The organism is Streptomyces sp. NPDC001858 (genome assembly GCF_053594615.1).
Genome location: NZ_JBSFEV010000050.1, coordinates 1 through 22,560, shown reverse-complemented (window position 1 = coordinate 22,560; position 22,560 = coordinate 1). Strand labels below are relative to the sequence as shown.

At 69.8% G+C, this 22,560-nt stretch carries 17 protein-coding genes and 2 tRNA genes; 6 read left to right on the top strand and 13 right to left on the bottom strand.

Going from position 1 to position 22,560, the window contains the following annotated elements:
- Positions 1–10 precede the first annotated feature (10 nt).
- Together folC and ACWCPF_RS40425 are read right to left on the bottom strand one after the other, a co-directional pair.
- A complete protein-coding gene (gene folC, locus ACWCPF_RS40430; RefSeq protein WP_451050131.1) occupies positions 11–1,495 on the bottom strand; it encodes a bifunctional tetrahydrofolate synthase/dihydrofolate synthase in 1,485 nt (494 codons plus the stop codon).
- A gap of 120 nt (positions 1,496–1,615) precedes the next feature.
- Positions 1,616–4,240, bottom strand: a complete 2,625-nt coding sequence (locus tag ACWCPF_RS40425; RefSeq protein WP_451050130.1) for a valine--tRNA ligase — start codon at positions 4,238–4,240, stop codon at positions 1,616–1,618.
- 136 nt (positions 4,241–4,376) lie between these two features.
- Here ACWCPF_RS40425 and ACWCPF_RS40420 point away from each other — a divergent pair, with 136 nt between their 5' ends.
- Positions 4,377–5,393 carry a hypothetical protein gene (locus ACWCPF_RS40420; RefSeq protein ID WP_451050129.1) on the top strand — a complete coding sequence of 339 codons (1,017 nt, stop codon included), beginning with the start codon at positions 4,377–4,379 and terminating at the stop codon, positions 5,391–5,393.
- Positions 5,394–5,599: 206 nt separating this feature from the next.
- On the opposite strand, the gene clpX is transcribed toward ACWCPF_RS40420, so the two are convergent.
- The 5 genes from clpX to ACWCPF_RS40395 form a co-directional block, all read right to left on the bottom strand.
- Positions 5,600–6,889, bottom strand: coding sequence for an ATP-dependent Clp protease ATP-binding subunit ClpX (gene clpX, locus ACWCPF_RS40415; protein ID WP_363168661.1), 1,290 nt, complete (start codon positions 6,887–6,889; stop codon positions 5,600–5,602).
- 182 nt (positions 6,890–7,071) lie between these two features.
- Complete coding sequence (locus ACWCPF_RS40410) at positions 7,072–7,752, bottom strand: ATP-dependent Clp protease proteolytic subunit (RefSeq protein WP_351916897.1); 681 nt, start codon at positions 7,750–7,752, stop codon at positions 7,072–7,074.
- 261 nt (positions 7,753–8,013) lie between these two features.
- Positions 8,014–8,619, bottom strand: coding sequence for an ATP-dependent Clp protease proteolytic subunit (locus tag ACWCPF_RS40405; RefSeq protein ID WP_351916950.1), 606 nt, complete (start codon positions 8,617–8,619; stop codon positions 8,014–8,016).
- Between the two features lie 379 nt (positions 8,620–8,998).
- Entirely contained in the window at positions 8,999–10,414 is a 1,416-nt protein-coding gene (gene tig, locus ACWCPF_RS40400; protein WP_451050128.1) for a trigger factor, read from the bottom strand.
- A gap of 205 nt (positions 10,415–10,619) precedes the next feature.
- Positions 10,620–10,696 (bottom strand) — tRNA-Pro (locus ACWCPF_RS40395).
- A gap of 166 nt (positions 10,697–10,862) precedes the next feature.
- On the opposite strand from ACWCPF_RS40395, the gene ACWCPF_RS40390 reads away from it, so the two are divergent.
- Positions 10,863–10,933 (top strand) — tRNA-Gly (locus ACWCPF_RS40390).
- A 122-nt stretch (positions 10,934–11,055) separates the two neighbouring features.
- Here the strand turns inward: ACWCPF_RS40390 and ACWCPF_RS40385 are convergent.
- On the bottom strand, positions 11,056–11,250 hold the full coding sequence (locus tag ACWCPF_RS40385; protein ID WP_351916893.1) for a hypothetical protein: 195 nt from the start codon (positions 11,248–11,250) through the stop codon (positions 11,056–11,058).
- 422 nt (positions 11,251–11,672) lie between these two features.
- Here ACWCPF_RS40385 and ACWCPF_RS40380 point away from each other — a divergent pair, with 422 nt between their 5' ends.
- Positions 11,673–12,818, top strand: a complete 1,146-nt coding sequence (locus ACWCPF_RS40380) for an acyltransferase family protein (RefSeq protein WP_451050127.1) — start codon at positions 11,673–11,675, stop codon at positions 12,816–12,818.
- Positions 12,819–12,929: 111 nt separating this feature from the next.
- Here ACWCPF_RS40380 and ACWCPF_RS40375 read toward each other — a convergent pair whose 3' ends face one another.
- Together ACWCPF_RS40375 and ACWCPF_RS40370 are read right to left on the bottom strand one after the other, a co-directional pair.
- Positions 12,930–13,391: an HD domain-containing protein gene (locus ACWCPF_RS40375; protein ID WP_451050126.1), complete on the bottom strand. Its 462-nt coding sequence runs from the start codon at positions 13,389–13,391 to the stop codon at positions 12,930–12,932.
- 50 nt (positions 13,392–13,441) lie between these two features.
- On the bottom strand, positions 13,442–14,626 hold the full coding sequence (locus ACWCPF_RS40370) for a PP2C family protein-serine/threonine phosphatase (protein ID WP_451050125.1): 1,185 nt from the start codon (positions 14,624–14,626) through the stop codon (positions 13,442–13,444).
- Positions 14,627–14,789: 163 nt separating this feature from the next.
- On the opposite strand from ACWCPF_RS40370, the gene ACWCPF_RS40365 reads away from it, so the two are divergent.
- Positions 14,790–16,073: a GNAT family N-acetyltransferase gene (locus ACWCPF_RS40365; RefSeq protein WP_451050124.1), complete on the top strand. Its 1,284-nt coding sequence runs from the start codon at positions 14,790–14,792 to the stop codon at positions 16,071–16,073.
- A gap of 53 nt (positions 16,074–16,126) precedes the next feature.
- Here ACWCPF_RS40365 and ACWCPF_RS40360 read toward each other — a convergent pair whose 3' ends face one another.
- Together ACWCPF_RS40360 and ACWCPF_RS40355 are read right to left on the bottom strand one after the other, a co-directional pair.
- Positions 16,127–16,933, bottom strand: coding sequence for an Fpg/Nei family DNA glycosylase (locus tag ACWCPF_RS40360; protein ID WP_451050123.1), 807 nt, complete (start codon positions 16,931–16,933; stop codon positions 16,127–16,129).
- A 304-nt stretch (positions 16,934–17,237) separates the two neighbouring features.
- On the bottom strand, positions 17,238–17,723 hold the full coding sequence (locus tag ACWCPF_RS40355; protein ID WP_451050122.1) for a ribose-5-phosphate isomerase: 486 nt from the start codon (positions 17,721–17,723) through the stop codon (positions 17,238–17,240).
- Between the two features lie 195 nt (positions 17,724–17,918).
- Here ACWCPF_RS40355 and ACWCPF_RS40350 point away from each other — a divergent pair, with 195 nt between their 5' ends.
- The gene (locus ACWCPF_RS40350; protein WP_451050121.1) at positions 17,919–19,382 is read left to right on the top strand and encodes an amino acid permease; all 1,464 of its coding nucleotides are present in this window, start codon (positions 17,919–17,921) and stop codon (positions 19,380–19,382) included.
- Positions 19,383–19,414: 32 nt separating this feature from the next.
- Here ACWCPF_RS40350 and ACWCPF_RS40345 read toward each other — a convergent pair whose 3' ends face one another.
- Positions 19,415–21,475, bottom strand: a complete 2,061-nt coding sequence (locus ACWCPF_RS40345; RefSeq protein ID WP_451050120.1) for a protein kinase domain-containing protein — start codon at positions 21,473–21,475, stop codon at positions 19,415–19,417.
- 225 nt (positions 21,476–21,700) lie between these two features.
- Between ACWCPF_RS40345 and ACWCPF_RS40340 the strand changes: the two genes are divergently transcribed.
- Complete coding sequence (locus ACWCPF_RS40340; protein ID WP_451050151.1) at positions 21,701–22,423, top strand: LPXTG cell wall anchor domain-containing protein; 723 nt, start codon at positions 21,701–21,703, stop codon at positions 22,421–22,423.
- The last annotated feature ends 137 nt before the right edge of the window (positions 22,424–22,560 follow it).

Sequence of the window (22,560 nt, the reverse complement as noted above, 5' to 3'; positions counted from 1 at the left end):
GTGTGGGACCTCAGCCCTTCCCGAGAAGCAGTCGGGCCTCGCCGACGGTGATGACGGAACCGGTGACCAGCACGCCGCCGCCGGTGAACTCGCCGTCCTCCTCGGCGAGCGTGATCGCGGCCTCCAGCGCGTCGGGCAGCCGCGGCTCGACCTGGACGCGGTCGTCGCCGAACACCTCGACGGCGATCGCGGCGAGTTCGTCGACGTCCATCGCGCGGTGGCTGGAGTTCTGGGTGATGACGACCTCGGCGAAGATCGGCTCGAAGGCCTCCAGCAGCCCGCGCACGTTCTTGTCGCCGCTGGCGCCGACCACGCCGATCAGCCGGCTGAAGTCGAAGGCCTCGCTGACGGCTTCGGCGGTGGCGCGGGCGCCGGCCGGGTTGTGGGCGGCGTCGAGGACGACGGTCGGGGAGCGCCGGACGACTTCGAGGCGGCCCGGCGAGGTGACGCCCGCGAAGGCCTTGCGGACCGTGTCGATGTAGAGCGGCTCGGGGCGCTGGGCGCCCACGCCGAAGAACGCCTCGACGGCGGCGAGCGCGACGGCCGCGTTGTGCGCCTGGTAGGCGCCGTGCAGCGGCAGATACACCTCGGGGTATTCGCCGCCCAGCCCGCGCAGGGTGACGAGCTGCCCGCCGACGGCGACCTGACGTGCGACGACGCCGAACTCCAGGCCCTCCCGGGCCACGGTCGCGTCGACCTCCACGGCCTTCTTCAGCAGGACCTGGGCCGCGTCGACCGGCTGCTGGGCCAGGATGACGGTGGCGTCCTGCTTGATGATCCCGCCCTTCTCGACGGCGATCGCGGCGGGCGTCTCACCGAGCCGGTCGGTGTGGTCCAGATCGATGGGCGTGACGACGGCGACGTCACCGTCGATCACGTTCGTCGCGTCCCAGGAGCCGCCCATGCCGACTTCCACGACCGCCACGTCGACCGGCGCGTCCGCGAAGGCGGCGTACGCCATGCCGGTGAGCACCTCGAAGAAGGACAGCCGGTACTCCTGCGACCCGTCGACCATCTCGACGTAGGGCTTGATGTCCTGGTACGTCTCGATGAACCGCTCGGCGGGGATCGGGACGCCGTCGAGGCTGATCCGCTCGGTGATCGACTGGACGTGCGGGCTCGTGTAGCGGCCGGTGCGCAGCTCGAAGGCGCCGAGCAGTGCCTCGATCATGCGGGCCGTGGACGTCTTGCCGTTGGTGCCCGTGATGTGGATCGACGGGTACGCGCGCTGCGGTTCCCCCAGCACGTCCATCAGGGCGGAGATCCGGCTGACGGAGGGCTCCAGCTTGGTCTCGCCCCAGCGGGTGGCCAGTTCCGACTCCACCTCGCGCAGGGCCTTGTCGACCTCGGGATCCGCAGGACGCGCGGGCACATCGCCCTGCCCCGCACCGCCCTGGGTGCGCAGGGTGCGGCTGCCGGCCTCGATGACCGCGAGGTCGGGGTCTCGCTCGGTCTCGGCCTCGATGATCTCGTCGAAGGGGTCGCTGTCGCTCACGGGCCCAGTCTACGGATGCGGGCTGACAGAGTGCCGACGGCAGGGGGGTGGCTGGTGTCGTCCGGCGGGCGCGGGGAACATGGCGGCCGGTCGCGCACGTTCCCCGCGCCCCTGGGCCGGCTATGCCTGCGGCAGCCTTTCCAGCTGGGTCCCGATGCGGGCGATGTCGTCGTCCGCCTTGGCGAGGCGGCCGCGGATCTTGTCGACCACGTTGTCCGGGGCCTTCGCCAGGAAGGCCTCGTTGCCGAGCTTGGCCTCGGCCTGGGCCTTCTCCTTCTCGGCGGCCGCCAGATCCTTGGCCAGGCGCTTGCGCTCCGCGACCACGTCGATCGTGCCGGAGAGGTCCAGGGCGACCGTGGCGCCCGCGACGGGCAGAGTCGCCGTCGCCGAGAAGTCCTCGCCCTCCGGCGTCAGGCGCAGCAGCTGGCGGACGGCCGCCTCGTGCGCGGCGAACGGCGTGCCGTCCAGGGTGAGACGGGCCGGGACGCGCTGTCCGGGCTGCAGACCCTGGTCGGCGCGGAACCGGCGGACCTCGGTGATGACGCTCTGCAGGCTCTCGATCTCCTGCTCGGCGGCCGGGTCCCGGAAGCCACTGTCCTTCGGCCACTCGGCGACGACGACCGACTCGCCGCCGGTCAGCGTCGTCCACAGGGTCTCGGTGACGAACGGGACGATCGGGTGCAGCAGCTTCAGGGTGACGTCGAGGACCTCGCCGAGGACCCGGCCGGAGACCTTGGCGGGCTCGCCGCCGGCCATGAACGTCGTCTTGGAGAGCTCGACGTACCAGTCGAAGACTTCGTCCCAGGCGAAGTGGTAGAGGGCGTCGGAGAGCTTGGCGAACTGGAAGTCGTCGTAGAACGCGTCGACTTCGGCGACCGTCTTGTTCAGTCGGGAGAGGATCCAGCGGTCCGTCGCCGTCATCTCGGACGGGTCCGGGAGGGGGCCCTCCACCGTCGCGCCGTTCATCAGCGCGAAGCGGGTGGCGTTCCAGATCTTGTTCGCGAAGTTCCGGGAGGCCTGGACCCAGTCCTCGCCGATCGGGACGTCCGTGCCGGGGTTGGCGCCGCGGGCCAGGGTGAAGCGGACCGCGTCGGAGCCGTACGCGTTCATCCAGTCCAGCGGATCCACGGCGGTGCCCGAGGACTTGGACATCTTCTTGCCGAACTGGTCGCGGACCAGGCCGGTCAGGGTGATGGTCTTGAACGGGACCTCGCCGTCCATCGCGTACAGGCCGAACATCATCATCCGGGCGACCCAGAAGAAGATGATGTCGTGGCCGGTCAGCAGGACGTCGGTGGTGTAGAACTTCTTGAGATCCGGGGTCTGTTCGGGCCAGCCGAGGGTCGAGAAGGGCCACAGGCCCGAGGAGAACCAGGTGTCCAGGACGTCGGGGTCCTGGGTCCAGCCCTCGCCGGTCGGCGGCTCCTCGTCGGGACCGACGCAGACGACCTCGCCGTCGGGGCCGTACCAGACCGGGATGCGGTGGCCCCACCACAGCTGACGCGAGATGCACCAGTCGTGCATGTTGTCGACCCAGTCGAAGTAGCGCTTCGACATGTCGGCGGGGTGGATGGCGACCCGCCCGTCACGGACGGCGTCACCGGCGGCCTGGGCCAGCGGGCCGACCTTGACCCACCACTGCATGGACAGCCGGGGCTCCAGCGTCGTCTTGCAGCGGGAGCAGTGGCCGACGGAGTGGACGTACGGACGCTTCTCGGCGACGATCCGGCCCTCGGCGCGCAGGGCGGCGACGATCGCCGAACGCGCCTCGAAGCGGTCCAGTCCCTCGAAGGGGCCGTGGACGGTGATGACACCGCGTTCGTCCATGACGGTCAGCGACTCCAGGCCGTGCCGCTGGCCGATGGCGAAGTCGTTCGGGTCGTGCGCCGGGGTCACCTTGACGGCGCCGGTGCCGAACTCGGGGTCGACGTGCGTGTCGGCGACGACCGGGATCGAGCGGTCGGTCAGCGGAAGGCGGATCTCCTTGCCGACCAGGTGCTTGTAGCGCTCGTCGTCGGGGTGGACGGCGACGGCGGTGTCGCCGAGCATCGTCTCGGCTCGGGTGGTGGCGACGACGATGGTGTCGTCCCCCTCGCCGTACTTCATGGAGACGAGTTCGCCGTCGTCGTCCTGGTACTCGACCTCGATGTCGGAGATCGCGGTGAGACAGCGCGGACACCAGTTGATGATGCGCTCGGCGCGGTAGATCAGCTCGTCGTCGTAGAGCCGCTTGAAGATGGTCTGGACCGCCTGCGAAAGGCCCTCGTCCATCGTGAAGCGCTCGCGGGTCCAGTCGACGCCGTCGCCGAGCCGGCGCATCTGGCCGAGGATCTTGCCGCCGTACTCGTCCTTCCACTGCCAGACGCGCTCGATGAACGCCTCGCGGCCCAGGTCGTGGCGGGACTTGCCCTCCTTGCCGAGCTCACGCTCGACGACGTTCTGGGTGGCGATGCCCGCGTGGTCCATGCCCGGCAGCCACAGCGACTCGTAGCCCTGCATGCGCTTGCGGCGCGTCAGAGCGTCCATGAGCGTGTGCTGGAAGGCGTGCCCCAGGTGCAGGCTGCCCGTGACGTTCGGCGGGGGGATGACGATGGTGTACGGAGGCTTCTCGCTCTTCGCGTCGGCCTCGAAGTAGCCCCGCTCCACCCAGCGCTCGTACAGCGGCCCCTCTACATCGGCCGGCGCGTACTGGGTCGGCAGTTCGGTGTGGGGCGCTGATGGCTGCTGCTGAGCGTTCTCGGTCACGGGGCCAGTTTAGGGGTGTCACCGCGTCGTCCCGAAACGTGTTTGCTCTGTAACGGTAGGGGCCCCGCCCCCGTGCAGGTGTTGGCTTTGAGCCAGGATGTGAAAATCGCATAAGCATCTGGAGGGGAACCCAGAAATGAGTCACAACCAGCCGGGCCCTTACGGTGGGCAGCCTCAGCAGCCCGGGCCGTACGGCCAACCGGGTCCGTACGGCCAGCCGCCGCAGGCGCCCCAGCCCGGCTACGGCTACCCCCAGCAGCCGCCCGCCCCGCAGCCCGGCTACGGCTACCCGCAGCAGGGCGTCCCCCCGCAGGCCCCGCCGCCGTACGGCCAGCAGCCCGGACCGTACGGGCAGCCGCAGCCGCCGTACGGCCAGCAGCCCCCGTACGGCCAGCAGCCGCCCTACGGCCAGCCTCCCTACGGCGTTCCGCAGCCCCCGGCGCCGGGCGGCGGTTCGAAGAAGGCCGGGATCGTCATCGGGGCGGTGGCGGTCGTCGCCGCGATCGCCGTGGGCGCCTACTTCGCGCTCGGCGGGACCGGCGGCGCGGGCGGTCTGGAGGACGACGGCGCGCACAAGCTGGACACCCCGGCGACCGCGCTCACCGAGTACAAGCGGGTCGGCAAGGGCGGCGAGAGCAGCGACTCGGACACCACCAAGTACCTGACGGCCAGCGGCGTCACGGGCGGCAAGGCCGTCGTCGGACAGTGGTCGACGGCCGACTTCGGCGACTACGACCCGCAGAACCCCGACCCCGCGGACCTGCCGGGCGAGGCCGAGCTGCTGACCGCCAAGGGCATCACGATGCTCGGCGGCTACGGCAAGATCGCGGACCCCGAGAGCACCCTGGACAAATACTTCGCGGCGATTCAGCAGGAGCTCCAGAGCAGCGAGTCCTCCAGCAGCACCGACGGCAAGACCGAGCTGCTCGGCGAGCCCGAAGAGGCCGACATCGACGGCGCGGTCATGAAGTGCCAGGCGGCGAAGAGCACCAACTCGCTGACCAAGAAGGTGTCGACCGACTGGTTCTGCGTCTGGTCCGACTACAGCACGATCGCCATGGTGTCCCCGGGCGACAACACCAAGAGCATCACCAAGGACGCGGCGATCGACATGACCACGAAGCTGCGCGACCAGGTCCGCATCAAGGCGTAGACAGGGCGTAGCGGCCTTGCCGTCCCAACCGCGAAGGGGCCCCGGTCGGTTGACCGGGGCCCCTTCGTCGTACGTGTCGGCTAGGCGGGTCGGGCGAGGTCGGCGGCGGTTCGGCAGCGCCCTGAAGGGGCGCGGGGAACTGCGCGACCAGCCACGACGGCGCCGCAGCGGAACAACGCCGCATCGCGCCACTTCCAGCGGAGCGCTCAGGCGGTCTTCTGCTCACCCGGGCCGCGTCCGCCGCGCGCGTCGCGGGGGATCAGGGTCGGGTTGACGTTGGACAGGACGACGTCCGCCGTGATGACGACGCGCGCCACGTCCTTGCGGGACGGGACCTCGTACATGACCGCCTGGAGGACTTCCTCCATGATGGCGCGCAGGCCGCGCGCGCCGGTCTGGCGGAGGATGGCCTGGTCGGCGATGGCCTCCAGGGCCTCGCGCTCGAAGTCCAGCTCCACGCCGTCGAGTTCGAAGAGCCGCTGGTACTGCTTGACCAGCGCGTTGCGCGGCTCGATCAGGATCTGCAGGAGCGCCTCGCGGTCCAGGTTGTGGACCGAGGTGATGACCGGCAGCCGGCCGATGAACTCCGGGATCATGCCGAACTTGACCAGGTCCTCGGGCATGACGGCCTCGAACTGGTCCTTGGACTCCAGCTCGCGCTTGGAGCGGATCGTGGCCCCGAAGCCGATGCCCTTGGCGCCCGCGCGGGTCTCGATGATCTTCTCGAGGCCGGCGAAGGCACCGCCCACGATGAACAGCACGTTCGTCGTGTCGATCTGGATGAACTCCTGGTGCGGGTGCTTGCGGCCGCCCTGCGGCGGGACCGAGGCGGTGGTGCCCTCCAGGATCTTCAGCAGGGCCTGCTGCACGCCCTCGCCCGACACATCACGCGTGATGGAGGGGTTTTCACTCTTCCGCGCGACCTTGTCGATCTCATCGATGTAGATGATCCCGGTCTCGGCCTTCTTGACGTCGTAGTCGGCGGCCTGGATCAGCTTCAGCAGGATGTTCTCGACGTCCTCGCCGACGTATCCCGCCTCGGTCAGGGCGGTGGCGTCGGCGATCGCGAACGGAACGTTCAGCATGCGCGCCAGCGTCTGCGCGAGGAGCGTCTTGCCCGAGCCGGTGGGGCCGAGCAGAAGGATGTTGGACTTCGCCAACTCGATGGCGTCCTCGCGGCCTTGGGCGCCGCCGTTCTCGCCGGCCTGGACGCGCTTGTAGTGGTTGTACACCGCGACCGACAGGGCCTTCTTGGCGGGCTCCTGGCCCACCACATAGCCCTCGAGGAACTCGTAGATCTCGCGCGGCTTCGGGAGTTCCTCCCAGCGGACCTCGCTCGTCTCCGCGAGTTCTTCTTCGATGATCTCGTTGCAGAGATCGATGCACTCGTCGCAGATGTAGACACCGGGCCCTGCGATGAGCTTCTTGACCTGCTTCTGGCTCTTGCCGCAGAACGAGCACTTGAGCAGATCGCCGCCGTCACCGATGCGTGCCACGGTGTGCTTCCCCTTCGCCTGGGAGACGACTGGACGCTTTCGAATCCAGCGGCTCCTGGTGCTGCCTTATTCCGACGGTACCTTGCCTGGCCCCCCGTTCGGGCCCCCCTTGGCACGGTTCACTGCGACGTGGACCGTGTCACACCGTGCCGAGGGGCCCTCGAACGGGACGACCTCGCGTGTCAACGCAGAGAGTTGTTGTTCATCTTGCGGGTGGAGATGATCTGGTCGATCAGGCCGTACGCGAGCGCGTCCTCGGCCGTGAGGATCTTGTCGCGCTCGATGTCCTCGCGGATCTTCTCGATCGGCGTGGTGGAGTGCTTGGCCAGCATGTCCTCCAGCTGCGCACGCATCCGGAGGATCTCGTTGGCGGCGATCTCCAGGTCGGAGACCTGACCGCGGCCCGTCTCGCTGTACGGCTGGTGGATCAGCACGCGCGCGTTGGGCAGCGCCATGCGCTTGCCCGGCGTGCCGGCCGCCAGCAGGATCGCGGCGGCGGAGGCCGCCTGACCCATGCAGACCGTCTGGACGTCGGGCTTCACGAACTGCATCGTGTCGTAGATCGCGGTCAGCGCCGTGAAGGAGCCGCCGGGGCTGTTGATGTAGACCGAGATGTCCCGGTCGGGGTCCATCGACTCCAGGCACAGCAACTGCGCCATGACGTCGTTGGCGGAGGCGTCGTCGATCTGCACGCCGAGGAAGATGACGCGCTCCTCGAAGAGCTTCGCGTACGGGTCGTACTCGCGGATGCCCTGGGAGGTGCGCTCGACGAAGCGCGGGATGACATAGCGGGATTCGGCGCGGGGGCCGGTGTATTCGGCCTCGGTGCGGGCGTAGAGGCCGCTGCCGGGGAAGTCGTTCACGGTGTCTCCTGGAGAGAGGGCTGGGGCGGTGACTGGAGGGGCTGGAAGGGGGTTCTGACGGCCCTGACGGCTTCCGGGGTCCCCGGCCCCTCGACCACCCCCGGAAAGGCTCCGGGAGGCCGGGAGGGCTTCCTGGAACTCCGGGAGGGTCTCGGAGGGCTCCTGGAACTTCAGAAGGGGCTCAGGGGCTTCAGGGGCCCGGGGGGCTCAGTGGCTTCGCCGGAGGCGCCCCGAGCGGCCCTGCCGCCGTCAGAGACGGCCCTAGGCCGCCCCGGTACCGCCGCCGCCCGGCATGCCGGCGGCCGTCGGGATGACGTCGTCGATGAGGCCGTACTCCTTGGCCTCGAAGGCGTCGAACCAGCGGTCGCGGTCCGAGTCGCGGGTGACCTGCTCGACCGACTGACCGGTGTGCTGGGAGGTCAGCTCGGCCATGCGCCTCTTGGTGTGCAGCAGCCGCTCGGCGTGGATCTTGATGTCCGAGGCCGAGCCGGCCAGGCCCGCGGAGGGCTGGTGGATCAGGATCTCGGCGTTCGGCAGCGCGAAGCGCTTGCCGGGGGTGCCCGCGCTGAGCAGGAACTGCCCCATCGAGGCCGCGAGACCCATCGCGATGGTCACCACGTCGTTCTTGATGAACTGCATGGTGTCGTAGATCGCCATACCGGCCGTGATCGAGCCGCCGGGGCTGTTGATGTAGAGGTAGATGTCCTTGTCCGGGTCGGCGGCAAGGAGCAGCAACTGTGCGGTGATCTTGTTGGCGATGTCGTCGTCGACCGCCTGGCCGAGGAAGATGATCCGCTCGCCGAGCAGCCGGTTGTAGACCTGGTCGCCGAGGCCACCACCGATAGGGTCGCCGGCGGCTGTGGGCATCAGATTCGTCACGTATCCACCTGCTCGTCTTACGACGGCGCCGGGCCGTCTCACGTGTACTGCCGGGGGCAACGGGGACTCCCCTGCCCTCGTATTCATGGACCCTAACGCGCGGGCCCCTTCGGGGAATCCCGGAGAGGAGAGTGTTCGCCGGGGGCGTAGCCGGTGCCTCGGGCGGCGGGGCCGCGGATCGCCGCCACGCGCGCGTGCCCGGGCAGGCTTCGGGCCCGCCTCGGGCGGCCTGCACGCGGGGGCCGCGCAGGCCGGGCCCGTACCCGGTCCCAGCTACGCCGACGGGCCCCGGGTACGGCGACGGGCCCCGGGACAAGTCCGCGGGGCCCGTCGTACGCACATCAGAGCGTCAGAGGCGACTCGAGGCTCAGGCCTCGGGCTTCTCCTCGGACGCGGTCTCGGACTCGGCGTCGGCGTCGGCAGCGCCCTCGACGGCCTCGACCGTCTCGGTGGCGGCCTCGACCTCGTCCTCGTCGTCCAGGTCGACGACCTCGCCGTTGGTGTCCTTCACCGTGGCGGACTCGACGACCGTGGCCAGCGCCTTGCCGCGGGCGACCTCGCCGACCAGGAGCGGAACCTGGCCGCCTTCGACGACCGCCTGGGCGAACTGGTCGGGCGACATGCCGGAGGAGGCGGCACGGCGCATGAGGTGCTCGGTGAGCTCCTCCTGGTTGACGTTCAGCTTCTCGCGCTTGACGAGCTCGTCGAGCACGAACTGGGTCTTGATGCCCTTGACCGCGGCCTCACGGGTCTCGGTGTCGAACTCCTCGGCGGTCTTGCCCTGGATCTCCAGGTACTTCGCCAGGTCGAGGCCCATCTGGCCGAGCTGGTGGTGCTCCAGGTTGTGCTTGCGGGTGTTGATCTCGTCCTCGAGGAGCTTCTCGGGGACGGGCACCTCGACGAGCTCCAGCAGCTTCTCCAGGACGCGCTCCTGGGCCTGCGTGGCCTGGTCGTACTGCTTCATGTTCTCGAGGCGCTTGCGGCTGTCCGCCTTGAGCTCGTCGAGGGTGTCGAACTCGGAGGCGAGCTGCGCGAACTCGTCGTCCAGCTCGGGGAGCTCACGGGCGGCGACCTGGGTGACCTTGACGGTGACCTCGGCCTCCTTGCCGGCCGCGGAACCGCCCTTGAGCTCGGAGGTGAAGGTGGCCTCGCCACCGGCCTCCAGGCCCTTCACGGCGTCGTCGATGCCTTCCAGCAGCTCGCCGGAGCCGATCGTGTAGGAGACGCCGCTGGCGACGCCGTCCTCCAGGATCTCTCCGTCGACCTTGGCCTCCAGATCCACGGTCACGACGTCGCCGTCCTCGGCGGCACGCTCGACCGGGGAGGTCGAGGCGAAGCGCTCGCGGAGCTGCTCGACCGACTTGTCGATGTCCTCGTCCGACACCTCGACGGCGTCGACCTCGACCTCGATGGAGGAGAAGTCCTCCGGGAGCTCCAGGGCGGGACGGACGTCGACCTCGGCGGTGAAGTTCAGCGTCTCGCCGTCCTTCAGCTCCGTGATGTCGACCTCGGGCTGGCCCAGCACGTCGATCGAGGCCTCGTTGACGGCCTCGGTGTAGAACTTCGGCAGCGCGTCGTTGACGGCCTCCTCCAGCACGGCACCGCGGCCGAAGCGCTGGTCGATGACCCGGGCGGGGATCTTGCCCTTGCGGAAACCCTTCACCGTGACCTGCTGGTTGATCTTCTTGTACGCCGCGTCGAGGCTGTCCTTGAGCTCCTCGAAGGGCACCTCGATGCTGAGCCGAACCCGAGTCGGGTTCAGGGTCTCCACGGCGCTCTTCACGGTTCGGTCTCCTTGGGGGCTGACTTCTTGGGTTCTGCAGGAGCCAGACCGGCTCCCGCGGATTCGCCGCCCGGAGGACTTCAAGAGAGATGAGACATACGGGCGTGCAGCTTGCATAGTAACGGCAGCGAGGACACGCCCCAAAGGCGATCAAGCGAGGTGACCGCACAGGTGGTCGGTCACCGGTCGGTCGATTGCCGGTCGGTGGTCGGGGTGGCGGGATTTGAACCCACGGCCTTCCGCTCCCAAAGCGGACGCGCTACCAAGCTGCGCCACACCCCGTCTGGTGCGAGACGTAGGGTACATGCCCGCAGGCCGCCCGACCGCCGCATTTGCCGAGCCCGAGGGCGAGCCGCGGCGGGGCGGGCGAACGGGGTGTGCGACACACGGTTCCGACCCGCTACGATGCTGGCAGTGCCGCGGTCCACCGACCTGCGGCGCGCGCTGTGCGGGCGTAGCTCAATGGTAGAGCACTAGTCTTCCAAACTAGCTACGCGGGTTCGATTCCCGTCGCCCGCTCTGAATGACCCGGGCCGGGTCGGAGATTCCCTTCTCCGACCCGGCCCTCGTCGTGCTCCGGCACGTAACTCGGGCGCGTGATCGTGATCGCGGCCGTGACCGGGCTCGGCGAGGGGCGGGTCTCAGAAGCTGATCGAGTTGATCGACTCGGCGAGGGAGTCGAGGAAACGGTTGATCGACGGGGCCATGCCGGTCGAGGCGAGGAAGAAGCCGAACAGGATCGCGACTATGGCCGGACCCGCCTTGATCGACCCTCCTCTGATCAGTACCACCAGGATGATCGCCAACAGCAGCACCACTGACAGTGAAATGGCCACAACTGATCACACACCCTCGGTCGGTCCGCACTCCCGACTCCATCGTGCCACCAACACGGCCTCCCTATGCTGCCCGTGACGCATCATCGCGCGGGCCTTGCGGCTGCGCGAGTGCCGTACGGCAATGGGATCGCCTACCGGCACAGGAAATTGAGCGAGTTCGTTTCCATGTCCACACAACACCGGTACAGCGAATTCGAATTGCGGCCACAGCTACGTCAACCACGGATGCGCAACCGGAGTTATGCACCTTTTATTCCGGATCAATCGTGACATCTTGGACGGTGGGGGTGGATCGTGAGGCGGTGCTTTGCCGTGCGGGCATGCGGTCCGGCTTTCGCACGTAGGGCGATGAAGGGCGATAACGAGGAATGACCTGGGGCGTTTTACGAATACGCGTACTCGACGCTAGGGTGCCTCGAATGTTCCACGCCGCTTCGTCTGTCGTTCCGAGTTCGCGCTCGCACTCACCGTCCCCGCGACCCTCCGCGAGACGTGACGCGTTCTTCGACAACGCCAAGTACCTGGCGATCGTGCTGGTCGCGGTGGGTCACTCCTGGGAGCCGCTCAAGGGCGGCAGCCGGGTGCTGCAGGCCGCGTACATGTTCGTCTACACCTTTCACATGCCGGCGTTCATCGTCATCTCCGGCTACTTCTCCCGCAGCTTCGACGGGAGTCCCCGCCGGCTGAAGCGCCTGATCACGGGCGTCGCCGTCCCGTACGTCGTCTTCGAGACCGCGTATCCGATCTTCCGGCGGGTCGTCGACCACAACCCCGCCCAGGAGATCAGCCTCCTCGACCCCTGGTATCTGACCTGGTTCCTGTGCGCGCTGTTCATCTGGCGGCTCACCACCCCCGTCTGGAAGCTCGTCCGCCATCCGCTGCCGCTCGCGCTCGGCATCGCCATGCTGGCCGCCCTCACCCCCGGCATGGGCGACGACCTGGACCTCCAGCGGGTGCTGCAGTTCCTGCCCTGCTTCGTCCTCGGTCTGTGTCTGCGGCCCGAGCACTTCCGGCTGGTGCGCCGCCGCTCGGTGCGGATCGCGGCCGTGCCGGTGTTCGCCCTCGCGCTGACCTTCGCCTACTGGGCGGTGCCGCGGATGAACGCCTCGTGGCTCTACCACCGCGACGCCGCACAGGAGTTGGGCGCACCCTGGTGGACCGGGCCCGTCATGCAGCTCGCCCTGTTCGGCAGCTCCGTGCTGCTGACAGCCTGCTTCTTCTCCTGGGTGCCGGGCCGCACGATGTGGTTCACGGTGCTCGGCGCGGGCACGCTGTACGGCTATCTGCTGCACGGCTTCCTGATCAAGACCGCCGACTACCGCGGCTGGTTCGACCACCCCTCGCTGCACCGGCCGCTCGGCGAGATCGCGGTCAGCGTCGCCGTGGCCGTGGCCGTCACGCTGCTGTGCACCCCGCCCGTGCGGCGGGTCTTCCGGTTCGCGATCGAGCCGAAGATGGAGTGGGCCTTCCGGCGGGACGCCGCCGAACTCGCCCGGGAGCGGAAGACACCGGGTGGGACCCGGCAGGAGACCGGGCGCGTCGAGGGCGGAAAGGTCCGGGTCTGAGCGGGTCGGGCGAAGTCGGCAGCGCCCTGAAGGGGCGCGGGGAACTGCGCGACCAGCCACGACGGCGCCGCAGCAGAACGAGGGCACATGGCGGCACTTCCAGCGGAGCGCTCAGCGCTTCAGCCCCGGGTGGGCCGTCAGGCCGAGGAGGGTGTGCATGCGGGCGTACTTCTCGGTCAGGCGGGTCCGGGTCGGCTCGTCCAGGGCCGCGAGCCGGGCCGGGTCCGCGTTGTGGGCCAGGTCCGCCTGCTTCACCAGCAGGGCGCCCGGCGTGGCCAGGATGCGCCCCGCGTACGCCTCCGGGGGCTCCCCCGGCCGCTTGGTGAGCGCCAGGACGACCGCCTTCGTGCGCTCGCTCAGCGGGGCGTCGTCCAGCCAGGCCTCGGACAGGGCGTCGTCCTCGACGGCGTCGTGCAGCCAGGCGGCCGCGATCTGGTCGGTGTCGCCGCCACGCGCGCGTACGCCCTCCGCGACCGCCTGGAGGTGCTCGGCGTAGGGCCGGCCCGCCTTGTCGGTCTGGCCCTCGTGGGCGGCGCGGGCAAGGGCCTCGACCTCGGACAGGGTGAGCGGCACGGGTCCCCCTCGGGAGAGCTCGGAAGGACTCAGGACTCAGGACTCAGGGCTCAGGACAGCGACACGGCTTGGGACGTCGGGCCCTCTCGGCAGACCAGCAGCAGGGCCCGGTCGTCGTTGACGTCCTTCGCCACCGCCTCGATCAGATGCCAGGCGGCGCCCTGGAAGCCGCCGGCCACATAGCGGTCCGCCTCGCCGGTGAGGCGGTCGATGCCCTCGACGATGTCCCGGTCGGAGGTCTCCACCAGGCCGTCGGTGAAGAGCATCAGCACGTCGCCGGGGCGCAGCGAGCCCTTCACCGGGTCGAACTGGGCGCCGTCGTACACGCCGAGGAGGGGGCCCTCGGCGGCCTTCTCCTCCCAGCGGCCGCTGCCCGCGCTCAGCTGGAGGCCCGGCGGATGACCGGCGGAGTAGAGCTCGTAGTCGCCGGAGTCGAGGTCGAGGACCAGGTGGATGGAGGTCGCGAAGCCCTCGTCCCAGTCCTGGCGGAGCAGGTAACCGTTTGCCGCGGGGAGGAAGGCGTGCGGGGGCAGGGAGCCGAGCAGGCCGCCGAAGGCGCCCGAGAGCAGCAGGGCCCGGGAGCCCGCGTCCATGCCCTTGCCGGAGACGTCCGTGAGGACGACCTCCATGGTGCGGCCGCCGTTCGTCCGGGCCGCGACGACGAAGTCACCGGAGAACGACTGGCCGCCGGCGGGCCTGAGCGCCATCTCGCGGTGCCAGCCCGGCGGCAGGCCGGGCAGCTTGCTCTGCACCCGGATGCGCTCGCGCAGGTCGAAGAGCATGGTGCCGCCGCGCCGCCAGGGCACGCCGACCCGGCTGCGGAACTGGGCGATGAGCAGGCCGAAGAAACCGCAGGCGGCGACGACCAGGACCACCCCCGGGGTGACTCTGGACGGGCCCTCCGTGTACGGCCCCAGCTGCACCGACTCCACGATGAGGGCGGTGGCCGCCGCCGCGTACAGACCGAGCAGGCTCGACGGGCGCAGCAGCAGGCCGCCCGCGACGATCGGCAGGACCAGGGCGGCCGGTGAGCACCACACGGAGTTGGCGAGCGTGGTGACGGCGATCAGCGGGACGGTGAGGAGGAGGAAGGCCAGCGCGATCCAGTCCGAGCCGTCGCCGCGGAAGTAGTCCACGGCGCTTCTGCGCAGGCCGGTGCGGACCCGGTGCCACAAGTGCTTCAACCGGGCCGTGAACGTTTCGGCTTCCGCGCGCCGCTGTCGTCCTGCTGCCATTAGTTCGGGACCCTATCCATCGAACCCGCCGCTTGGCACGGGAGGTCCCACTTGTCCCCCGTCCGAGACCCAACTTCACAGTGAACTTCACGGAAAGCGCTCGCGCTGCGAAGAGAGAGAAATTCCCTGGCTCGTCCCGCATTGGGCTGCTAGGCATGAGTCCATGACGAGTGAAGCGAAGGACGGTGCGGACCGGTCGACGACCGGTCCGCGGGTGCTGCGGCCGGACGAATGGGACGAGTGGTACGACACCCTGATCCGTGCCTTCGGCGGACTGCGCGAGACGGCCGAGGAACGGGAGCTGTGGAGGTCGCTCACCCCGTTCCCACGCTCCGTGGGGGTGTGGGAGGGGGCCGGCGGGGACAGCCGGGACAGCGGCTGTGTGGGCACCGCGGGGGCCTTCGACTTCCGGCTGACGGTGCCCGGCGGCGCCTCGGTGCCCACGGCGGGCGTGACGATGGTCAGCGTGCGCGCGACGCACCGGCGGCGCGGGGTGCTGACGTCGATGATGCGGCGGCAGCTGGACGACGTACGGGCGTGGGGCGAACCGCTCGCGGCGCTCACCGCCTCCGAGCCGGACATCTATGGACGGTTCGGGTACGCCGCGGCGACCTTCGGACTGCACGCCGAGATCGACACCGACCGGGTACGGCTGTCCGTCCCGGCCGGCACGGACGACGTACGGCTGCGGTACGCCGACCCCGGCGCGGCGCTCGACGCGTGCGAGACGGTGTACGCGCGGACCGTGCCCGAGCGGGCCGGGATGCTCGCCCGGCGGCCCGGGTGGGAGCGGCTGGCGCTGATCGATCCGGAGCGCGAGCGCAACGGGGCGTCCGAGTTGCAGTGCGTGCTCGCCGAGCGCGGCGGGGAGGTCGTCGGGTTCGCCCGCTTCCGGGTGCGGCCCGAGTGGACGGACCGCGGGCACAACGGGCAGGTGCTGCTCCAGGACCTGGCGGGGCTCGACCATGCTTCGGAGGCGGCACTGTGGCGGTTCCTGTTCGGGATCGACCTCACGACCACGCTGAAGGTGCGGGGGCGGCCGATGGACGACGCGTGGCAGCATCTCGTCTCCGACATCCGGCGGTGTGAGCTGCGGGTGCGGGACTCGCTGTACGTGCGGCTGGTGGACGTCGGCGCGGCGCTGGAGGCGCGGACGTATCAGACGCCGGTGGATGTGGTGTTCGACGTCGAGGACGCCTTCTGCCCCTGGAACTCGGGGCGCTGGCGGTTGTCCGGAGACGCCAAGGGGGCGGTCTGCGGGCGGACGTCCGACGCGGCCGATCTCGCTCTGTCGGTACGGGAGTTGGGGGCGGCGTACCTCGGCGGGGTGAGCCTGGGGGCGCTCGGTGCGGCCGGGCGGGTGGGGGAGCTCAGGCAGGGGGCGCTGGCGGAGGCGGCGGTGGGGTTCGGGGCGGTTGCCGCGCCTTGGCTGCCGCACGGGTTCTGACGGGTTCTAACGGGTTCTTACGGGTTCCAGGGGGCGGGGCGCGTCGGCGGTTCTCAGTTTTTCTGGCAGGTGGGGCACCAGAAGAGGTTGCGGGCCGCTAGGTCCGCCGTGCGGATCGCTTCGCCGCAGATGTGGCAGGGCTGGTTCGCACGGCGGTAGACGTACACCTCGCCGCCGTGGTCGTCCACGCGCGGCGGGCGGCCCATCGCCTCCGGGGTGTGCTGCGGGCGGACCGTGTCGATGCGGTTGTTGCGGACGCCTTCGCGCATGAGGTCGACGAGGTCGGCCCAGATCGCGTCCCACTCGGCGGGGGTGAGGGTCCGGCCCGTGCGGTAGGGGTCGATGCCGTGCCGGAAGAGGACTTCGGCGCGGTAGACGTTGCCGACGCCTGCGATGACCTTCTGGTCCATGAGGAGGGCGGCGATCGTCGTACGGCTGCGGGAGACGCGGGTGTAGGCGAGGTGCGGGTCGGCGTCGGCGCGGAGGGGGTCCGGGCCGAGGCGGGCGTGTATGGCCTGCTTCTCCTCGTCCGTGATCAGGGCGCAGGTGGTGGGGCCCCGGAGATCCACGTAGGCCGTGGGGCCGGTGAGGCGGAGGCGGACCGTGTCCGTCGGCGGGGGCGCGGGGGCCGGGCCGAAGTTGACCTTGCCGAAGAGGCCGAGGTGGATGTGGATCCAGCGGGGGCCGGCGAAGCCGAGGAAGAGGTGCTTGCCGTGGGCCTCGGTGCGGGTGAGGGGGGTGTCGGCGAGGAGCGCTGCCGCGTCGGTGAACTTGCCCTGGGGGCTGGTCAGTCGCGTGGGCTGGTGGGTGAAGTGGGCGTAGTCCTGCGCCAGTCGGTGGATCGTGTGCCCTTCCGGCACCGGGGTCTCCCTGTGTTTCCCGCCCACCCGCCCGACTCGGTCGGCCGAGAGGTCGCCCTCGCTCGGGGCTCCGCCCCGAACCCGTCCCGCCCACCCGCCCACCCGACTCGGTCGGCCAGGAGGTGGGCCTCCCCGGGGCTCCGCCCCGGACCCCCTGCGTCCTCGCGCCCTGACGGGGCTCACCTCAAAAAACCTCGCCCACCCACCCGCCCGACTCGGTGGGCCGGGAGGTGGAGGCGGTCTGGGGCTTCGCCCCAGACTCTGCGGGGGCTCCGCCCCCTGCCCCCCCGGCACCCTGGCCGCGCTACTGCTGGGGGTGGTGCGGGGGGATTTCCGGGAGGGTGCCCGTCGTTTCGTAGGACGCCAGCATTTCGATGCGGCGGATGTGGCGGGCGTCCTCGGAGAACGGGGTGGCCAGGAAGGTCTCGACGAACTTCGTGGCCTCGTCCTCGGTGTGCATGCGGGCGCCGACCGCGACGACGTTGGCGTTGTTGTGCTGGCGGCCGAGCGACGCCGTCTCCTCGCTCCAGGCCAGGGCCGCACGGACGCCCTTCACCTTGTTCGCCGCGATCTGCTCGCCGTTGCCGGAGCCGCCGATCACGATGCCGAGGGAGTCGGGGTCGGCGGCGGTGCGCTCAGCGGCGCGGAGGCAGAACGGCGGGTAGTCGTCCTGGGCGTCGTAGATGTGGGGTCCGCAGTCGACCGGGTCGTGGCCCGCCGCCTTGAGCCATTCGACGAGGTGGTTCTTGAGTTCGAAGCCGGCATGGTCCGAGCCGAGATACACGCGCATGGGATGAGTGTGACACGGGTGCCGCGGGGTAGCAGCGCCGGGTGCCGCGTCCAAAGAGTGTAGGCAATCCCACAGAAGCCCAGGGAAACATCAAGTAACGATACGGAATCAAAGGTTCCTGAATTCATTTACCTCCGATTCACTGGACCGGCTCGTAAGACCCCCACCACGCGGCGCAAAGGAAAACCACCCCCCATGACTTCGCAGCCGACCCTCACCAAGGCCGACCGCGGCCCCGGAGGCCCCGGAGAACCCGGACACTCCGGTTCCGGGCTTCACGCAGGGCTCAAGAACCGCCATCTGTCGATGATCGCCATCGGCGGCGTCATCGGCGCCGGACTGTTCGTCGGTTCCAGCTCCGGCATCGCCACCGCCGGGCCCGGCATCCTGCTCTCGTACGCTCTCGTCGGCACGCTGGTGGTGCTGGTGATGCGGATGCTGGGCGAGATGTCCGCGGCCAATCCGACCTCCGGCTCGTTCTCCGCCCACGCCGACCGGGCACTCGGGCGCTGGGCCGGGTTCTCCATCGGCTGGCTGTACTGGTTCTTCTGGGTCGTCGTGCTGGCCGTCGAGGCCACCGCCGGCGCCAAGATCCTCGAAGGCTGGATTCCCGCCGTCCCGCAGTGGGGGTGGGCGCTCATCGTGATGGTCGTGCTCACCGCCACGAACCTCGTGTCCGTCGGCTCCTACGGTGAGTTCGAGTTCTGGTTCGCCGGGATCAAGGTCGTGGCGATCGGCGCGTTCATCGTCGTCGGCGGGCTCGCCGTCTTCGGCGTCCTGCCCGGCGTCGACAGCGACAAGGCCGGGCTGGGCAACCTCACCGAGCACGGCGGCTTCCTGCCCAACGGGCCCGGCGCCATCCTCACCGGCGTGCTGCTCGTCGTCTTCTCCTTCATGGGCAGCGAGATCGCGACCCTCGCGGCCGGCGAGTCCGAGGACCCGCAGCGGGCCGTCACCAAGTCCACGAACAGCATCATCTGGCGGATCGGCGTCTTCTACCTCGGGTCGATCTTCGTCGTCGTCACGCTGCTGCCCTGGGACGACGCCTCCATCAAGGAGCAGGGCTCCTACGTCGCCGCCCTCGACTCCCTCGGCATCGCGCACGCCGGGCAGATCATGAACTTCATCGTGCTGACGTCCGTGCTGTCCTGTCTCAACTCCGGGCTCTACACGGCCTCCCGGATGGCGTTCTCGCTCGGTCAGCGCGGCGACGCGCCCAAGGTCTTCGCCCGGACGACCGGGCGGGGCGTTCCGCTCGCCGCCATCGTCGTCTCCGTCGTGTTCGGGTTCGTCGCCGTCTTCTTCAACTACAAGTTCCCGGACTCCGTCTTCCTCTTCCTCGTGAACTCCAGCGGGGCCGTGGCCCTGTTCGTCTGGCTCGTGATCTGCTTCTCGCAGCTGCGGATGCGGAAGATCATCCAGGCCGAGGCGCCCGAGAAGCTGGTCGTGAAGATGTGGCTGTACCCGTACCTGACCTGGGCGACGGCCGCGCTGATCGTCTTCGTGCTCGGTTACATGCTGACCGACACCGAAGGGGAGAGCAGCGGGCGGACGACGGTGCTGCTGTCGCTGCTCGTCGCGGCGGTCGTGGTCGTCATCGCCTTCGTCAGGCAGGGCGGGATCAAGGCCAAAGGTCAGGACAAGGGCACCGTGAGCTGACTCTTCCGTCCCTCTCTCACCTCACCTCGCTCTCACATCACCTTGAAGCTGTCCTTCACCCCCTCGTACGTCTTCAGGGCCGCCGTCTCCGTCTCGGGCTGGTACCAGGTGTTGATCTGGAACGACTTGCCGTCCTCGTCGAAGCCCAGGAGACGGGCGTGCCAGGGGGTGCCCTGGAGGGTGAAGGTGTACTCCCAGACGACGGCCGGGCGGCCTCGGAACGTCGTCTCCTCCAGGCGGATCTTGCGGTAGTCCCGGCCCTGTTGGGCGTTCCGCTCGGAGGTCCGCCAGGTGTCGATCAGGTCGCCGCGAGCCAGGGAGGACTTCGCGACGAGTTCCTGGGTGCCGTCGGGGGACGTGTAGTGCACCTCCGCGCCCGTCTTCACGTCCCGCCGCCAGCCCTTGGGCGTCGCCCACGCGAAGCCGCCGGCCTCCTGGTGTGTGCCCGGCAGCAAACTCGGCGGCCTGAAGGTCCCCTCGACCGTCGACGACGGCGATGGGGAGGGGGAGGGGGAGGGGGACGGCGGGGCGGTGGTCGTCTCGGGAGTCGTGCTGGTGACTGCTGACGGCTTGGGTGCGGCGCCGCCTGCCTGGTCGTCGCCGTTGGGCGGGCCGGGGGCCGACGCCAGCACGATCGCCACGATCGCCACGACCGTCACGACCGCCGCGACGCCCACGGCGGCGACCGCTCCGGTACGGCGACCCCGAGTTGTCCAGCCCGCCGTCCACCCGTTCCGGGCGCTCGCCGGGACGGCGGGACCTGGCAGTTCGCCGCCGGGTGGCAATCCCGCCCGGCGGGTCCGGACTGCCGGCGGCGGTGTCGGGGGCTCCTCCCCCGTCTCCGGGACGGGCCTGCGTTCCGTCACCGCCTGGGAGCGGGCCAGTGAGACGCCTGAGCGAGGGGATGGGGTTCCGGCACCGCTCGAAGACGGGGAAGGGGACGAGGGCGGGGGCGGGGGTGGGGCCGGGGACGTGGACGGTGGCGGGGGCGGTGGCCTGGTGGCGTCCAGGAGCGCGCGCGTCGGCAGTTCCCTCAGTGGCAACTCCGTCGGCGGCAGGTTCGTCAGTGGCAGGTCCCTCGGCGGCAGGTCCGCCGCGGTCGGCGTGGGGCCCGCGCTCCTGTCCCCTGCTCCCCGGCCTTCCTCCGGCCTTCCCTCCCCTTCTGCTTCTGCAGCGCGCGGGAACGCGATGGGGGCGAGGGCGGATTCCAGGTCGGTGAGGGTCGGGCGGGCTGTGGGGTCCTTCGTCAGGAGGTCGGCCAGGACGGCCTGCAACGGGCCCGCGTTGGCGGGGAGTCGGGGTTCCTCGTAGAGGACGGCGTGCAGGGTGGCCAGCGTCGTGTGTCGGGTGAAAGGGGAGTGGCCGGCCAGGGCCGCGCACAGCGTCGCGCCCAGGGACCAGACGTCGGAGGGCGGGCCCTGTGGACTGCCGGAGATGCGCTCGGGGGCCATGTAGTCGGGGGAACCGACCAGCATGCCGACCATGGTCAACGCCTTCGCGTCCTGGATCGCGGCTATGCCGAAGTCGGTGAGGACGATGCGTCGGCCACCGCCGGTCGCTCCGTTCTCGACAGTCTGCGCGCTCGGCCCGCTCGGCCCGCTCTGCCCGCTCGGCCCGCCCGGCCCGCCAGGCGCGCTCGGGACGGTCTGCACAGGCGGCCTCGCGTTCTCCACCAAGACGTTGCCCGGTTTGATGTCGCGGTGCAGGACTCCCCCGGCGTGCACCTGGCGCAGCGCCGTGACCAGGCCGAGGCCGATGCGGGCGGTCTCGCACGGGTCCAGCGGGCCTTCCTCGGCCATGATCCGCTCCAGGGAGCGGCCGGCGACCAACTCCATGACGATCCAGAGGCGTTCGCCCTCGTCCACCACGTCGTAGACGCGCACCACGTTGGGGTGGTCGATGCGCGCGGTGGCCCTGGCTTCGCGCAGGGTGCGTTCGCGGCGGGTGCGGGTGTCCTCCGAGTCGAGGCCGTCGATGCGCATCTCCTTCACCGCGACCTGCCGGTCGAGCACCTCGTCGGTGGCTCGCCACACCCGTCCCATTCCCCCCTGGCCGATACTCTCGACCAGCCGATAGCGGCCTGTCACGATCATCCCTGGGAAACCCTCGCTCCCGGAATTACCCGGGCTCCCCGGACCCCCCGGATTCCCTGTGTTTCCCGAATTTCCCGGCAATCCGCTGCACCCCCTCCATTGCCCCGCATTGCCCGGCCCCTGAAACACAATAGTCACACTTAGTGCCGTACCGGCATAGTGCGGAGAAATCTTGTGGTACCTCTTCAAGTACTGCGAATTCAGGCGCAGCCAAGGGGGCCGAACATGAGTTCTCGTCGCGCGACGACCATTGCCGGATCGCTGGTCGTGACATCTTTCTCGGCAGTGTTGATCTTTTCGTTCCCGGCCGGGGCGGACGACCAAGGGCCCGGCAGCAGCAAGGGGGGAAAGCCGGTCGACGAGGCGCCCGCAGGCGTGAAGACGACGACCACGCTGCCGGAGTCCATCTCGGTCGACAACAGTTCGAATAAAACGGCCATCACCGCGACGGTGAAGAACGAAGGAACGAAGGACAGCGGACAGATAAGGCTTTTGGTCGTCGGGTTCGACGGACTCACGGTCAAAAACGTCGAAGGGTGTGACGCCATCGCGGAGAAAGATCTTCCGGAGGGATCCAACAGCGGTTTCGCCTGCCCCATAGCCAATCTCGCGGCGGGGGCGTCGAAGTCGTACGACGTCGACGCGACCTTCGATCTGAGCAAGACCGGGAAGATCTGTCTGCCCGTCCAGACCAGTGACGGGGCGAAGACGTTCTGGCAGCAGGGCCCGGTCCCGTTCGGTACGACGAACCCGTCGCCGAACGCGCCCGCCACCCCGCTGCTGCTCGGCACCGACAACACGCCCGTGGCGCCCGGCGGCGACGAACTGCCCAAGACCGGCGCCGGACGCGACCTGCTGCCGCTCGGCGCGGCCGGGGCCTCGCTGCTCGCGGCGGGCGTGGCCGGACTGTGGTGGTCCCAGCGGCGACCGCGGCAGAAGCAGGGCTGAGGACCGGCAGCAGGCCCAGGCGGCACGCCTCGGCGCCAAGCGGGTCAGCTGCATCGTGGTGCGCTGGCCGAAGATCGAGATCTCGTTGCCGGCCGGGCCGAAGGGGATCACCGCGATCGCCATGAAGGCCGGGATGG

Bases quoted from the DNA above. Each gene is read 5' to 3' on its own strand.
- ACWCPF_RS40380 (WP_451050127.1), top strand. From the start codon at position 11,673: ATGTTCCACGCCGCTTCGTCTGTCGTTCCGAGTTCGCGCTCGCACTCA.
- ACWCPF_RS40420 (WP_451050129.1), top strand. From the start codon at position 4,377: ATGAGTCACAACCAGCCGGGCCCTTACGGTGGGCAGCCTCAGCAGCCC.
- ACWCPF_RS40405 (WP_351916950.1), bottom strand. From the start codon at position 8,619: ATGCCCACAGCCGCCGGCGACCCTATCGGTGGTGGCCTCGGCGACCAG.
- ACWCPF_RS40365 (WP_451050124.1), top strand. From the start codon at position 14,790: ATGACGAGTGAAGCGAAGGACGGTGCGGACCGGTCGACGACCGGTCCG.
- ACWCPF_RS40340 (WP_451050151.1), top strand. From the start codon at position 21,701: ATGAGTTCTCGTCGCGCGACGACCATTGCCGGATCGCTGGTCGTGACA.
- ACWCPF_RS40350 (WP_451050121.1), top strand. From the start codon at position 17,919: ATGACTTCGCAGCCGACCCTCACCAAGGCCGACCGCGGCCCCGGAGGC.
- ACWCPF_RS40370 (WP_451050125.1), bottom strand. From the start codon at position 14,626: ATGGCAGCAGGACGACAGCGGCGCGCGGAAGCCGAAACGTTCACGGCC.
- ACWCPF_RS40345 (WP_451050120.1), bottom strand. From the start codon at position 21,475: ATGATCGTGACAGGCCGCTATCGGCTGGTCGAGAGTATCGGCCAGGGG.
- ACWCPF_RS40355 (WP_451050122.1), bottom strand. From the start codon at position 17,723: ATGCGCGTGTATCTCGGCTCGGACCATGCCGGCTTCGAACTCAAGAAC.